Here is a 13,947-nt window from a genome sequence, read left to right as displayed (position 1 = left end):
AGCTTTACTCTTGCATTGGATGTTGTGTACCCCATGACCGTTTTCTGGGCCTCTTTTGCCGCGTCCCTCCTGACCTGTACCATCCTGGTTCTCACCAAGAACAAGCACCTTCGACTGACCGGTTCCGGCGACGATACCGCCGCGATCCAGGCGTCGCACACCGCGCCGACCCCACGGATCGGCGGCGTGGCGGTCATGGCCGGCATGCTGGCCGGCGCCGGGGTCGCCAGTTTCGAGGGTCAGCCGCTCTACCTGATTCTGTTGCTGACCTCTCTGCCGATGTACGCGACAGGCCTGGCGGAAGATCTGTTCCGCCACATCTCGACCAAGGTCCGCTACGCGGCATCCGCCCTGTCGGCGCTGGTCGCGGTCTGGGTTCTGGGCATCTGGATCACGACCGCCGATTCCTACGTTCTGGAATGGGCCTTCTATTTCACTCCGGCGGCCATCCTCGTGACGCTTTTCGTCGTGGCCAGCTATTGCCACGCCTTCAACCTGATCGACGGGCTCAACGGGCTGGCGTCGGGGACCGGCATCCTGATCGCCGTCGCCCTTGCCGCCATCGCCATTCGCAGTGGCCAGCCCGAGATCCTGACCATGAGCATGATCACGGCGGTTTCGATCGCGGGGTTCTTCGTCTTCAACTTCCCCTTCGGGCGCATCTTTCTGGGCGACGGGGGCGCTTACATCATCGGCTACATGCTGACATGGACCGCGCTGGTGATCCTGCATGCCGAACCGACGACCTCGACCTGGGCGATGTTCCTGCTGTTCTTCTGGCCGCTGGCCGACACGCTTTTCGCGATCTACAGGCGCCGGCGCAGGGGTGTCAGCCTCGACACCGCGGACCGGCTGCATTTTCACCAGTTGGTGCTGCGCGGGCTCGAGATCTTTTTCCTGGGCCGCAACAGGCGCATGGTCTCCAACCCGCTCGCAACCAGCGTGATGCTGCCCTTCATCGCAACGCCGATGATCGCGGGAGTGGTGTTCTGGAACGATCCGCTGATGTCCTTCATCGCGCTGGTGTTCTTTGGTGTCGCCTTCGTGGCGACGTATTCGCTGGGGATAGCGGCGGCTCAGGCGCGGCTGCGCCGGCCGCGCCTGCGTTTTCCGCAAAACGTCTCTCCGGCTGGTTGAGCATCACGATGATGTCGCCCGGCCAGATCCCGCACAAACATTCCAGCCGCGTAATGGGTTTTTTTTCGGAAGCCGCGGCGCTATAGCACCGGAAAAACAGGGCAGTGCAACGTGAATCAGGTTCTATCGCATAGGCAGTTCGATGACGCGGACACGTCGAAGGTCTGGCTGCTGGCGCAAGCCAAACCCAACATGCTGCCGCGTGCCCAGCACAATCTGGAAAACCAGGGATTCCGGTTGTTCATACCGCAGATCCGCGAGACCCGTCGTTCCGGCGGCCGGTTCAGCGAGAAGATCAGCCCCCTGTTTCCCGGCTACGTTTTCGTGCAGGCCGACCTGAGCTCCGGTCCCTGGCGCAAGATCAACAGCACCTACGGTGTGTCGCGGTTGGTCAGCTTCACCAGGGACCGCCCCGCCATCGTTCCCGCGGATCTGATCACCGACCTGCGCAGCCGGTTTTCAGCCGGGATGGACACGCCCCCAGAGGACTCTCTTGCAGCCGGCAGCGAGGTGCAGATCATCCACGGCCCCTTCGCCGGTTTCGCGGCCAAGGTCGAGTCGGTCGCCGCGAATGACCGCATCTGGCTGCTGCTTGATGTCCTCGGGCGCGAAACCCGGTTGTCGGCCGACAAGCGCAGCGTTATGCGCGCATGAGAAACGGAGAAACAACTGCGGAATCGCAACACATGGCACGGGATCCAGCATCGCAGCTTGTGCAGATTCGGCGGACTGAGTAGGAAGCCATGATCTCAGGAAAATCTCAGGTGGAGTTGACCGTGAAGAAAGTCTTGCCGCTTTTGGGCGTCTTGCTGCTGGCGAGTTGTGGTGTCGCCTATCACTCCTCCTCGGTGTCCGAAGGCGTCACCGATGCCGGCTCCAAGGTGCGGGTGATCCCGCTTACCGCCGAGACCGTGCTGGCCGCGAACCGGTCGAGCTATGTGCCCAAGCAATTGCCCGAAGCCTTTTTCGCTTCGGCGGGCACATCTGGCGGGTTCAACATGCCTTCGACCGCGATCGAACCGGCCTTCCTACCCGAGACGCGCCCCGGTCGGCTTGAGACCCGCGTGCCGCCGGAAGCCGTGCGCGACGCCTATCGCATCGGCATCGAGGACAAGCTGCTGCTGGCCACGCCCAGCGCCGCCACCTCGGTCGAACAGCTGAGCGGTCTGCTGGCGGCCGAGAACCGCCGCCAGGGCTATACGGTCCAGGATGACGGCGCGATCTCGATCCCGGACGTGGGCCGCGTGGTGGTGGCCGGAAAGACCCTGGAAGAGGCCGAGAATTCCGTCTTCAACAAACTGGTCGAGGCCGGCATCAACCCCGCCTTCAGCCTGGAGATCGCCGAGTTCAACTCGCAACGCGTGACCGTCGGCGGCGCGGTACAGAACGCCACCGTCGTGCCGTTGACGCTGACGCCGCTGCGCCTGAATCAGGCGATCAACGCGGCGGGCGGTTTCGACCTGGCCGATCAGGATTATGCCTCGGTGCGGATCTACCGCGACGGGACGCTCTATCAGATTCCGGTGACCGAGTATTTCAAGAAGGGCGAGTTGCAGAACGTCGTACTGCAGAACGGCGACAGCGTCTTTGTCGACACCGAATTCGAGCTCGACAAGGCGTCCGAGTACTTCGCGCAGCAGATCCAGCTGAACACGTTCCGACAGACGGCGCGCAAGAACGCGCTGGACGAACTGGAACTCGAGGTCGATCTTCGCCGCAGCGAGCTTGAGGAGCAGCGCGAGAATTTCAGCGACCGTCTGGCCGTCGACGCGGTGGAGCGCGACTATGCCTACCTGGTCGGCGAGGTCTTCAAACAGGCCCGCTACCCGCTGCCGTTCGAGCGTAGGGCAACCCTGGCCGATGCGCTTTACAGCGAAAGCAGCGGTTTCCATTCGCGAACGGGCAACCCGCGCCAGATCTACATCCTGCGTGGCAATGAAAACCCGAACGAGTTCTCGGGCGTGACCGCCTGGAATCTGGACGCGACGAACGCCGCGAATTTCATTCTGGCGACACGGATGGAACTGCGTCCGAATGACGTCATTTTCATAGCCGAACAGCCGATCACCAAGTGGAACCGGGTGCTGACCCAGCTGGCGCCGAACCTGGTGACCTCGTCGGTGGCAAGCGCCGTGAACTGATGCGCCGTTCCGCCTTGGCCTGAACCCGTCGATACATGAAAACTGGAACTTCCGAGTGACCAAAATCGAGCCGATCCACCGCAAGAATGTCACAACCGCGAATCAGGGTTCCGGCGCGCACCCGCCCGAGATCGCTCCGATCGATGACGACGAGATCGATCTGGTGGAACTGTTCCGGACGCTTTGGCGGGGCAAGTGGTGGATCGCAGGCTCCATGGCGGCGGCGATCTTCGTAGCCGCCTATTGGGCGTTCTTCATCGCAGTTCCCGTCTATTCGACGACTGCCTTCGTGACCCTGGAAAACCGCCAGGGGCAGGTGGTCGATTTCGAAAACGTCGTCTCGGGCCTGTCGGGCGATCAGACCAGCATCAACACCGAAGTCGAGGTGCTGAAATCCCGGGAACTCGCCAAGAAGCTGGTGGTTGAGCTGGACCTCGTCAACGACCCCGAGTTCAACCCGGACCTCCGCGACGACCCGGGATTTTCCATCGGCAAGGTCAAGGATTTCGTGCGGGGACTGATCGTCGCTCAAGATGAACCCGCCCCCGAGACGCCGGACCAGACCATCGAGGAGGTCACCACCAACGTCCTCAAGGCCTTCGATGTCTCGAACCTCCGCAATACCTACGTCTTTGCGATCAAGGCGACGACCGAGGACCCCGCCAAGTCCAAGCTGATCGCGGATACGCTTGCCGATCTCTACATCCTGAACCAGCTGGACGTGAAGTTCGAGGCAACCCAGCGCGCGACCGGATGGCTTTCGGAGCGGGTCGCGTCGCTGCAGATCGAACTGGAAACCGCCGAGGCCAAGGCCAAGGAATTCAACGCCGGCACCGAACTGATCAGCCCCGAAGCCTTCGAGGCGCTGAACCGGCAGGCCAAGGACACCCGCGAGCGACTGAAGGCGACCTCGGACCGGGTGGAGGAAATCTCGGCGCGCATCGCGCAACTCGAAGCCGCCGCCGCCTCGGGCGACCGGCAGAACATGGCGCAGGTCGCAAGCAATCCGACCCTGACCCAGAGCCTTGCGCGGGTCGAGGCCGGCACCATGCCGGCGGACCTGTTCGACACCCAGTTCCAGCAGCTGATCCAGAACGAAACCGTGGCGCGCGCGCGCGCGCAGAGCCAGACCGAAGGTCTGACCCAGTCGCTGACCAACATCGAAACCCAGATCGACCGCCAGTCGAAGGATCTGGTGACGCTGCAACAGTTGACGCGCGAGGCCGAGGCGGCGCGGTCGATCTATGAATATTTCCTGGGCCGCCTCAAGGAAACGTCGGTGCAGCAGGGCATCCAGCAGGCGGACAGCCGGGTTCTGTCCATGGCGGTGCTGCCCACCATTCCCTCGGCGCCCAAGAAAACGCGGGTCCTTGCGCTGGCGGGCATTCTTGGCCTGATGCTCGGCGCGGGTCTCGTCCTGATGCGGGAATTCCTCAACAACACCTTCCGCACGTCGCAGCAACTGGAACAATCGACCGGCGTCACGGTCATGGGCCAGATCCCCAGCCTGCCCGCGAAGCAGCGCAAGGACGTGATCCAGTACCTCCGCGAAAAGCCCACTTCAGCCGCGGCCGAAGCCATCCGCAACCTGCGCACTTCGGTCGCGCTGTCGAACGTGGACCAGCCGCCGCAGGTGATCATGCTCACCTCCTCGATCCCCGGCGAAGGCAAGACCACGCTGTCGCTGGCGCTGGCCCAGAGCTTTGCCTGCCTGAACAAGCGGGTTCTGTTGATCGAAGGCGACCTGCGCCGCCTCGTCTTCGCGGAGTATTTCTCGGCCGAAGACTACAAACGCGGCCTGATCGCCGTTCTGGCCGGCGACGCCGGCCTTTCGGACGTCGTCCGCCACATCCCCGAAGTCGGTGTCGATGTGCTGCTCGGCGAGAAATTCGAAGCCAACGTCGCCGACCTCTTCTCGTCCGAGCGGTTCGCGCAACTGATGACCGAGGCCCGGTCGCAATACGACGTCGTAATCATCGACACGCCGCCGGTGCTGGTCGTTCCCGACGCCCGCACGATCGCCCAGCATGTTGATGCGCTGCTGTTCGCCGTTCACTGGGATTCGACCGACCAGTCGCAGGTTGCCGAAGGTCTTCGCATGTTGGAAAGCGTCAATTTTCGCCCCTCCGGCCTGGTGCTCAGCCAGATCGACATGAAGGGCATGAAACGCTACGGATATGGCGGCCAATACGGCGCCTATGCGCAATACGGGCGGAAGTACTACACGAACTGATCGGCAGTTCGCGATGCCGCCGGCCGACGCCGGAACGCGGACATCCCCTGATGTCGATTCGCGTTCCGTCTATGTCGCGCGTGTCGCTTCCGGTCTGCCGCTGCGGTTCAGCAGCCTGTTGAAGCTCATCGAGATATGGGCGCGCTGGATATGGGCGACGGCATCCAGATCCCCCGCCTGCAGGGCCAGCCGGATCGCTTCCAACTCGTGGTGGAAGATGCGGAATTCGTCACTCAGATCCAGTTGCGCGGCCATCGCAGATGTCAGCCAGATGCGCTTGGTCTGGTAATAGAGCCGCTCCTGCACCGCGCGGAGCGGTTCGTTCGCGGTCAGGTCCAGCAGGGTCTGGAACACCAGCATGTCGAATTGCGTGAACGCGCGCGGGGTGCCGGAGGCCATGATGCGATGGCTCTGCCCGATCAGGTCGTCGAAGCGGGCTAGGTAGGCCGCATCCGGCGGCACGGGATCAAGGCGGCCGGTCAATTCCACCAGTTCGACCCGCAAGCGGTAGACCTGTTCCAGTTCGCCCAGATCGGCGTTTGTCACGAAGGTTCCGACGCCGTGCTGGGATTGCACCAGCCCCTCGTCCTCGAGCCGGGCGAGCACGCGCCGCAACGGCGTGCGACTGATGCCGAATTCCGCCGCCAGTTCCGCTTCGGACAGTTTCTCGCCCGGTGGATAGTCAAGCAGGCAGATGCGCTGGCGGATCTCGTGATGGATCGCGTCATGCCGATCGCGGACCCCGGTTTCAGCCATTCAGCCTTCCCCCGAGCCGCTCGAGCATGCCGATACATTGCGACAGCTGGTCCAGCGACAGAAACTCGTCGGCCTTGTGCGCCTGTTCGATCGAACCAGGGCCGCAGACGACCACGTCGGTGCCGAGCGCCTGGAAAATGCCCGCCTCGGTGCCAAAGGCGACCAGATCCGCGCCGTTGGCGCCAGTCAGTTCGGCCACGATGCGGCGCGCCTCGTTCTCGTCCGTCGGGATCAGCCCGGCCACTTCGCCGATCACGCTCAGTTCGATCGCAGCCTCGGGATGCACAGCGCGCATTCGCGGCAGCAGGTCCTCGTCGCAGTAGCGCGCCATTTCGGCCTTGACGAAATCGGCGTCCGCGGCCTGCACGGGCCGCATCTCCCAATCGATCTGCGCCTTCGAGGCGATCACGTTATGAGCGACCCCGCCGGTCAGCGCGCCCACGTTCACCGTGGTCCAGGGCGGATCGAAGCGGCTGGATGCGGGCGCCATGCCGCGCAACTGGTCTTTCAGACCCAGCAGCTTGTTGACATAGCGCACCGCGTATTCGACGGCGTTCACCCCCTGATCGGGCAGCGAGCCGTGCCCTTCCAGCCCGTGAAACCGGGTGGTGTATTCGTAGCAGCCCTTGTGCCCCTCGATGATGCGCATCCCTGTCGGTTCGCCGATGATGGCGATGCCCGGCGTCAGGTTCCGGTCGCGCAGAACCTGCGCCAGGTGCTGCGCGCCGAAACAGCCGACCTCTTCGTCATAGGTAAAGGCAAAGTGCAGCGGCCTCTCTCTAACCTGCGCCGCGTATGCCGGGGCCATGGCCAGGGTCGCGGCGATGAACCCTTTCATGTCGCAGCTTCCGCGACCGTAAAGCCGCCCGTCCCGCTCTGCCATCTGGAACGGGTCGCTGGTCCAATCCTGGTCGGCAATCGGAACCACGTCGCTATGCCCTGACAGCAGGATGCCGCCATCCACCTCGGGGCCGAGGGTGGCGAACAGGTTCGCCTTGGTGCCGCAAGGCGCGGTCATCAGATCGACCCGGGCGCCCGCCTCTCCGAGCAGATCGGCCATGTACGCGATCATCTCGAGATTGCTGTCGGCCGACACGGTGGGGAAGGCGATCAGGTCGGCCAGGATCTGTTTCGTACGCTCCAGCCGGTCCATCGTTCACTCCTTGACGAAAAGCTTGCGCTCGACATTGCAGAGGGTTTCCGCGGGGCCGTTTTCGGTGATCAGGATGGTTTCCGTGGTCTCCAATCCCCAGCTTTCCATCCAGAGCGCCGGCATGAAATGGAAGGTCATGCCCGGCTGCAGCACCGTCTCGTCCTCGGCGCGGATCGAGGCCGTGCGCTCGCCCCAATCGGGCGGATAGCTGAGGCCGATCGGGTAGCCGCAGCGACCCTCGCGGTGGATGCCGTGTTTCTTGAGCACCCCGATGAAGGCGTTGGCGATGTCGCAGGCGCGATTGCCTGCGCGCGCCGCATCCAGACCGGCAGCGATCCCTTCGAGTTGCGCCTGTTCGGCGTCCAGCATCTCCTGTGGCGGCTTGCCCAGATAGACGGTCCGGCACAGCGGAGCGTGATAGCGGCGATAGCAACCCGACAGTTCGAAGAACGTCGCCTCGTTCACACGCATCGGATCGCCGTTCCATGTCAGGTGCGCGGCGGTCGCGTCCAGCCCCGACGGCGTCAGCGGCACGATGGCCGGGTAATCGCCCCATATGTCCTCCACCCCGGTGATGCCGGCGTGAAAGATCTCGGCCACCAACTCGTTCTTGCGCAGGCCCGGTTCGGCCTTTGCGATTGCGGTGGCGATCACCTTCTCCGAGATCCGCGCGGCGTTGCGGATAAACGCGATCTCTTCGCCGGATTTCACGATGCGCTGCCAGTTGACCAGGGCGGTCGCATCGGTGATCTGCGAATCGGGCAGTTCACCGGTGAGAACCGCATGGGCCTTGGCCGAGTAGTAGTAGTTCTCCATCTCGACCCCGATGCGCGCCCTTTCCAGCCCCAGCGCCCGCATGTGCCCGGCCAGATCCTGCATCGGATGGCGCAGGGTGGATTGCACGAAATGGTCCGCGTATCCATGGATGTTCTCAGGCGCCATCCAGCAGGTGCGCCCGGCCCCGATGCTGTCCATGTAGCGCCCCCACCAGACGGGCTCGCCGGAGTGGGTCAGGATCACGCCCTGGTGCACGTAGAAGGACCAACCGTCATAGCCGGTCAGCCAGGCCATGTTGGACGGGTCGGTGACAAAGATCGCATCCAACCCGGCCCGCTCCATCGCCGACCGGGTGAGGGCGATGCGGCGGGCATATTCGGCGGAGCTGAAAGGTATGTTCTCGCGCGCCATGCTTGCTGTCCTATGCTGATTCTCGCCGGCGTCGTATACAACTGACGGCGAATGCCGAAACTCTTTCGCGATCGCCTTGACAGAATCAAGCGAAATATACGTTGTTGTGCACAACAATACGCACCTACGGAAAGATGGAGACGGCTATGCTGAAGAACGACACGTTGGACCAATGGGACCGCGAAGCTTTCTTTCATCCCTCGACCCATCTAGCCCAGCACGCCCGGGGCGAAAGCCCGAACCGCGTGGTGAAAACCGCAAGCGGCGTCTTCATCGAAGACCGCGACGGGAACAGGCTGCTCGACGCCTTCGCCGGCCTTTATTGCGTGAACGTGGGCTATGGCCGCCAGGAGATCGCCGAGGCCATCGCCGAACAGGCGCGCGAACTGGCCTATTACCACGCCTATGTCGGCCACGGCACCGAGGCGTCGATCACGCTGGCCAGGATGATTCTGGACCGGGCGCCAAAGAATATGTCCAAGGTCTATTTCGGCCTGGGCGGATCCGACGCCAATGAAACCAACGTCAAGCTGATCTGGTACTACAACAACATCCTCGGGCGGCCTGAGAAGAAGAAGATCATTTCCCGCTGGCGCGGCTATCACGGCTCGGGTCTGGTGACAGGCTCGCTGACGGGTCTGGATCTGTTCCACAAGAAGTTCGATCTGCCGATCGAACAGGTGATCCATACCGAAGCGCCGTACTATTTCCGCCGCGACAATCTCGAACAAACCGAAGAGCAGTTCGTCGCCCATTGCGTGGCCGAGCTTGAGGCGCTGATCGAACGCGAAGGCGCCGACACCATCGCGGCATTCATCGGAGAGCCGGTTCTGGGCACCGGCGGCATCGTGCCGCCCCCCGCCGGCTATTGGCCGGCCATCCAGACGGTCCTCAGAAAGCACGACATCCTGCTGGTGGCGGACGAGGTCGTGACCGGTTTCGGCCGTCTCGGCACCATGTTCGGTTCGGATCACTACGGCATCGAACCGGACATCATCACCATCGCCAAGGGCCTGACCTCGGCCTATGCGCCGCTGTCGGGCTCGATCGTCGGCGATCGGGTGTGGAAAGTGCTGGAGCAGGGCACGGACGAGAACGGCCCGATCGGCCATGGCTGGACCTATTCGGCCCACCCGATCGGCGCGGCGGCCGGGGTCGCGAACCTGAAACTGCTGGACGGCTTGAATCTGGTGCAGAACGCGGGCGACGTGGGCGCTTATCTCAACAAGACCATGGCCGAGGCGCTGTCGGATCACGGCAACGTGGGCGAAGTCCGTGGCGAAGGCATGCTCTGCGCGGTCGAGTTCGTGAAGGACCGCGACGGGCGCCAGTTCTTCGATCCGGCCGACAAGATCGGCGCACGGGTCGCAGCCACACTGCTGGAGCAGGACAAGGTCATCGGCCGTGCGATGCCTCAGGGCGACATCCTTGGCTTCGCGCCGCCCTTCTGCCTGAGCCGCGACGAAGCGGATACCGTCGTCGCCGCGACGGTACGGGCCGTGGAAACGGTGCTGGGACGCGGGTAGCGCGCCTAGGGCGCGCTCGTCGCTTCGGTCAGCCCCGTGACCTTCGCCCACAACTCGGGCGGCACCTCCACCGGATCGCGGTTCTTGCTGCGGCTGCCGGGGATGCGAACGCTGGGATCATCGCCGATGGCCCCTGCGACACGCGCGATGCTGTCGGCGAGCGTTCCGCCATGCAGGCCGGGGTCGATCAGGATATAGAACTGGCCAAGATCGTGCGGCGGGCCGGTTTCGGCCTTCAATCCCCGCACGTCCAGCGAATTCACCGATCCCGTCAGCCCGGCGGCAAGGAACTCCACCAGCAGGCCCAGCGACCAGCCCTTGTAGCCCGCCGCGCTGACCAGCGATCCTTTCAGAGCCTCGTTGGGGTCGGTGGTAGGCTGTCCGTCCGCGTCGACAGCCCAGCCCAGCGGGATCTCTTCGCCGGCGGCCTGCGCCATGGTGATCTTGCCCAGCGCCACGGCGGCAGTCGAGAAGTCCGCATGCATCGCCGGGCCGTTCGGGCCCGGCAGGGTGAAGGCGATGGGGTTGGTGCCCAGCACCGGCGTCTTGCCGCCCGGCCCGGAAACGATGGCGGACGCGTTGGTGAATCCGATGCCGATAAGACCCTCGGCAGCGATCTGCTCGGTGAAAAAGCCCAGCGACGTGCAGGTGTGCGAATGCGCGACAGCCAGGCTCGCGATGCCGTTGGCCCGCGCAGCCCCCACCGCGCGGGGCAGTCCGCGCGTGAAGGCCGGTTGGGCAAAACCGAACCGGGCATCGACGGTGACCGCGCCCGGCCGGCTTGCCGTGACTTCGGGTTCGACCGTGCCGTTCACCCGGCCCGACACCAGCTGGCGGCAATAGCTTTCCAGGTAGTAGAGCCCGCAGATGACGTTGCCGACCTCTTCCGCCCGGGCGACGGCGCGGGCGACCTCGGTCGCCTGCCAGTCACCGGCCCCATGGGCGATCAGAGCCGCCCTGCTCGCCCGTTCGATGTCCGCCACCGATATCTGCATCGCTCTCACTCCTGGTACCTGCAACAGAGTTACGCTCAACCGCGTTTCACTGCGAGAGCGAAACGCGGCGCTTCAACCCGCAGCCTGAGGCAACCGTGCGACCGCGATCATCTCCACGCGCATGCCGGGACGGGCGAGCGCGACGCCGCCGGTCGCGCGCGCCGGCGGGTTCTGTCGATCCACCCATGCATCCCAGACTGCGTTCATGCCGGCAAAATCGCTCATGTCCGCCAGCCAGACCTGCACGGAAACGAGGTCCGCCTTGCTTCCGCCGAGCCTTACGAGAACGTCGTCGATGTTGGCAAGCACTTCGCGCGTCTGCGCCGTGATGTCACCGGTCAGGTCGTCGGGGATCTGGCCGGCGAGGAATGCGATTTCCCCAACGCGGACGGCTTCGCTCATGCGTGCGCCGGGATCGAGTCTTTGAAATGTCACGTTTTGGTCCTTTCAGTCGTTGTCATCACCGGCCGACCCCGCATCCGCGCGCGAGGCGTCCGAAGCCGGAACGGTTGTCTGCATGGCATAGTCGTTGAGACGGGTCAGCGTATCCGCAGGCAAGGCGAAGGCGGTCGCCTGGAAAACCGGCAGCTTCCCAGAGTCCTGTGCCGCCGACAGATGCAGTTCCGCGTGCTCCATCGCCGCAAATGCCGCGATTTCGCCCCGGATCGAGCCGTCCGGCGCGACCTGGACGGTCTGCCCCGCCGCAGTCACCCGAACACCGGCATTCTGGCCGCGGCAGACATGGTGGATGAACGGCAGGATCAGAATCGGCCGGTGAACCGGCCCGGTTGCCACGTCGCCGGTGTCCCGAAACGGCATCGCCATGTCCGAAATCATCGCGCCCAGCGCCACGGGGCACATGAGGCCGCCGTCCGGCGCGCGAATGTCGTCCGGCGCGACCGGGCGCACCTTGCTCCAGGACTTGTCCTTGGCCCAATCGAGATGCGCCAGCAGAGCCGCAGCTCCGTCCAGACCCCTGGCGTGCAGCCAGCGGGCCGCGTGACCGGCCTCTTCCGCAAGGCCCCAGGACATGCCCGCACCCCGGGCCGCCTTGAAGCACAGCGCCTCGACCTCGTTGCCGGAGAGGCTGGCATCGCCTGTCGCCGGCGGCGTGAAGCCGGATGTTGTCGGATCGTTGCGTTCGGTCAGCATGGTCCCTCCGGGTTCATCTCGGACGGATATGGTTCGCCCTGGAACAGGCTGATCCGCACCCATTTGTCCGAACGCGGATCAAATCGGCTGGCGCCGAAGAAGGCCAGTTTGCAGCGCATCAAGTCGATCGGCAGCGTGTCGGCGGCGATCAGATTGTCGCGCACCTCGGCATAGGGGTTCGCGTGCAGCACCTGCGCGCGGCGCACCATGTAGCGGTGCTCGGGATGCTCAAGCAGGAATTCTGCCACCATCTTCTGGTCCCGCCAGGCCGCCAGCGCGACGTGGAGTTCGGAGGCCAGCCGCGCGATGCAGAGCGGCTGCTCACGCTCGGCCCCTTCGTCAGCGAAACGATCGCCGAACCGTGGTTCCAGCTTTTCTTCCGATACGTACCAGAACCGCGCCTGGTTTTCGGGGTCGGCGAAGTCTGTTTCCAGCGCCCAAGCGTAGTCGCGCTCGAGCAAGGCGCAGAGAGCGCCCACCTCCATCGACCCGTCGATGCGGAACCAGTCGGCCTCATCCGCGCTCATCGACCGGGCCAGGTCGTCGATCAGATCGCCATGCGGTTCAAGCAGAAGCGAAATCAGCGCCTCCTGCCCTTCGAGCGACAAGGCGTCGCCCCAACGCCAGAGCGCGTCCCACGGATGATCCTCGCCGCCCGGCCAGGATTGCAGCCGCGCGGTGATGCGGTCGAGATCGCGGCGCAGGTCGGCCAGCTTGGTCACCTGGATCGGATGGTCCGAACGCCAGAGTTTCGCGTTGTCTCGCGCGGCGTCCAGCGCATCGCGCAGCGCAGCGGTCTGCGAGGGCGTGGCCGACGGCAGCGCTCGCACCCGGGCCAGCGCCTCTTCGCGGGCGGCCATCCAGTTGTTCAGAAGAACCGGATGACGCACCAGGAACGGCGCCATGCCAAGCCCGGTCGAATTGCCGACACCCAGGCCACGCTTGATCTCGGGATCCAGGCGAACCGCCTTGGCGCCGCCTTTCGCCGTCGCCAGGTGCTCGACGATGTCGACCGTGAATTCCCGCGTCAGCCAGACCGACAGCATTTCCGCCTGAAACGGCGCGGCCATTTCCGGACGGTCCGCGATCCGGTCACGATCCGCCGCGCCGAACTTGCCCGAGCCGTAGACCGCGGTCGTGCGCATGAGATATCCAACCGCCTCGACCTCCGCCCGGTCGGGCTGGCGCCCTTCGGCAAGGCTGTCGACGACATGCGCGAACAGGCGGACCGAGCGGTTCGCACGGCTGAGCGACAGTTCGGACGGGCCGATCCGGCCGGCCTCCTGCAGCGGGACATTCGCCTGCAGCCGGTCCAGGTCATCCGTCGTCGGGACCCCGTCGAACAGGGCAAAGGTCGCATCCCACGCGGTGGCGATCACGCGATCCGAGCGCATGTGATCGGGCAGATCATGTGCGAAAGCGACGAGGCTGTAGGTGCGGTGCGGCCCGCGCGCGCAGTAGACTGCGCGGCCCACGCCGGAGCCGTCGATCTCCCACACGGGCCGGTCGAAGGTCCAGTTCTCCTGCTGCATCCGCCGCAGCAGCACGCGCAGGAACGACAGCCGTGTCGGATGGGCGCTGCCCATGCGTGACAGCCGCATCACCTGGTCCGGCGACCGGCACGAGGTACGGATATCTGAGATTTCGGCGGTAAGCTTGGTCATCG

General features: G+C 64.5%; 12 protein-coding genes. 5 read left to right on the top strand and 7 right to left on the bottom strand.

Annotation, left to right across the window (positions count from 1 at the left end; genetic code table 11):
* The first annotated feature begins 33 nt into the window (after positions 1-33).
* The 4 genes from FGK63_RS16520 to FGK63_RS16505 all read left to right on the top strand — a co-directional run bounded on the left by FGK63_RS16520 (position 34) and on the right by FGK63_RS16505 (position 5,511).
* Positions 34-1,137, top strand: coding sequence for an MraY family glycosyltransferase (locus FGK63_RS16520; RefSeq protein WP_138844280.1), 1,104 nt, complete (start codon positions 34-36; stop codon positions 1,135-1,137).
* Between the two features lie 111 nt (positions 1,138-1,248).
* Entirely contained in the window at positions 1,249-1,791 is a 543-nt protein-coding gene (gene nusG, locus FGK63_RS16515) for a transcription termination/antitermination protein NusG (RefSeq protein WP_138844278.1), read from the top strand.
* A 122-nt stretch (positions 1,792-1,913) separates the two neighbouring features.
* Positions 1,914-3,278: a polysaccharide biosynthesis/export family protein gene (locus tag FGK63_RS16510; RefSeq protein ID WP_246044065.1), complete on the top strand. Its 1,365-nt coding sequence runs from the start codon at positions 1,914-1,916 to the stop codon at positions 3,276-3,278.
* Between the two features lie 55 nt (positions 3,279-3,333).
* The gene (locus FGK63_RS16505) at positions 3,334-5,511 is read left to right on the top strand and encodes a polysaccharide biosynthesis tyrosine autokinase (RefSeq protein ID WP_246044064.1); all 2,178 of its coding nucleotides are present in this window, start codon (positions 3,334-3,336) and stop codon (positions 5,509-5,511) included.
* Between the two features lie 69 nt (positions 5,512-5,580).
* Here the strand turns inward: FGK63_RS16505 and FGK63_RS16500 are convergent, their stop codons facing one another.
* The 3 genes from FGK63_RS16500 to FGK63_RS16490 are packed head-to-tail and all read right to left on the bottom strand — an operon-like array spanning position 5,581 to position 8,608.
* The gene (locus FGK63_RS16500; RefSeq protein ID WP_138844276.1) at positions 5,581-6,267 is read right to left on the bottom strand and encodes a GntR family transcriptional regulator; all 687 of its coding nucleotides are present in this window, start codon (positions 6,265-6,267) and stop codon (positions 5,581-5,583) included.
* A complete protein-coding gene (gene argE, locus FGK63_RS16495) occupies positions 6,260-7,420 on the bottom strand; it encodes an acetylornithine deacetylase (protein WP_138844274.1) in 1,161 nt (386 codons plus the stop codon). Before argE ends, FGK63_RS16500 begins: the two co-directional genes overlap by 8 nt.
* A gap of 3 nt (positions 7,421-7,423) precedes the next feature.
* A complete protein-coding gene (locus FGK63_RS16490) occupies positions 7,424-8,608 on the bottom strand; it encodes a M24 family metallopeptidase (RefSeq protein ID WP_138844271.1) in 1,185 nt (394 codons plus the stop codon).
* Between the two features lie 146 nt (positions 8,609-8,754).
* Between FGK63_RS16490 and FGK63_RS16485 the strand changes: the two genes are divergently transcribed.
* The gene (locus FGK63_RS16485) at positions 8,755-10,134 is read left to right on the top strand and encodes an aspartate aminotransferase family protein (RefSeq protein ID WP_138844269.1); all 1,380 of its coding nucleotides are present in this window, start codon (positions 8,755-8,757) and stop codon (positions 10,132-10,134) included.
* A gap of 5 nt (positions 10,135-10,139) precedes the next feature.
* Here the strand turns inward: FGK63_RS16485 and FGK63_RS16480 are convergent, their stop codons facing one another.
* The 4 genes from FGK63_RS16480 to FGK63_RS16465 all read right to left on the bottom strand — a co-directional run bounded on the left by FGK63_RS16480 (position 10,140) and on the right by FGK63_RS16465 (position 13,945).
* A complete protein-coding gene (locus FGK63_RS16480; RefSeq protein WP_171052684.1) occupies positions 10,140-11,129 on the bottom strand; it encodes an Ldh family oxidoreductase in 990 nt (329 codons plus the stop codon).
* Between the two features lie 72 nt (positions 11,130-11,201).
* Positions 11,202-11,564, bottom strand: a complete 363-nt coding sequence (locus FGK63_RS16475; protein WP_138844265.1) for a RidA family protein — start codon at positions 11,562-11,564, stop codon at positions 11,202-11,204.
* Positions 11,565-11,576: 12 nt separating this feature from the next.
* On the bottom strand, positions 11,577-12,281 hold the full coding sequence (locus tag FGK63_RS16470) for a DUF3726 domain-containing protein (protein ID WP_171052683.1): 705 nt from the start codon (positions 12,279-12,281) through the stop codon (positions 11,577-11,579).
* The gene (locus tag FGK63_RS16465) at positions 12,275-13,945 is read right to left on the bottom strand and encodes a hypothetical protein (protein ID WP_138844261.1); all 1,671 of its coding nucleotides are present in this window, start codon (positions 13,943-13,945) and stop codon (positions 12,275-12,277) included. The genes FGK63_RS16470 and FGK63_RS16465 overlap by 7 nt, the downstream gene beginning before the upstream one ends.
* Between the last annotated feature and the right edge of the window lie 2 nt (positions 13,946-13,947).

This window comes from Ruegeria sediminis (genome assembly GCF_005938215.1).
GTDB lineage: Bacteria > Pseudomonadota > Alphaproteobacteria > Rhodobacterales > Rhodobacteraceae > Ruegeria > Ruegeria sediminis.
This window is presented reverse-complemented; position numbering and strand designations above follow the sequence as displayed.

Bases quoted from the DNA above. Each gene is read 5' to 3' on its own strand.
- FGK63_RS16520 (WP_138844280.1), top strand. From the start codon at position 34: ATGACCGTTTTCTGGGCCTCTTTTGCCGCGTCCCTCCTGACCTGTACC.
- FGK63_RS16500 (WP_138844276.1), bottom strand. From the start codon at position 6,267: ATGGCTGAAACCGGGGTCCGCGATCGGCATGACGCGATCCATCACGAG.
- argE (WP_138844274.1), bottom strand. From the start codon at position 7,420: ATGGACCGGCTGGAGCGTACGAAACAGATCCTGGCCGACCTGATCGCC.
- FGK63_RS16490 (WP_138844271.1), bottom strand. From the start codon at position 8,608: ATGGCGCGCGAGAACATACCTTTCAGCTCCGCCGAATATGCCCGCCGC.
- FGK63_RS16485 (WP_138844269.1), top strand. From the start codon at position 8,755: ATGCTGAAGAACGACACGTTGGACCAATGGGACCGCGAAGCTTTCTTT.
- FGK63_RS16480 (WP_171052684.1), bottom strand. From the start codon at position 11,129: ATGCAGATATCGGTGGCGGACATCGAACGGGCGAGCAGGGCGGCTCTG.
- FGK63_RS16470 (WP_171052683.1), bottom strand. From the start codon at position 12,281: ATGCTGACCGAACGCAACGATCCGACAACATCCGGCTTCACGCCGCCG.
- FGK63_RS16465 (WP_138844261.1), bottom strand. From the start codon at position 13,945: ATGACCAAGCTTACCGCCGAAATCTCAGATATCCGTACCTCGTGCCGG.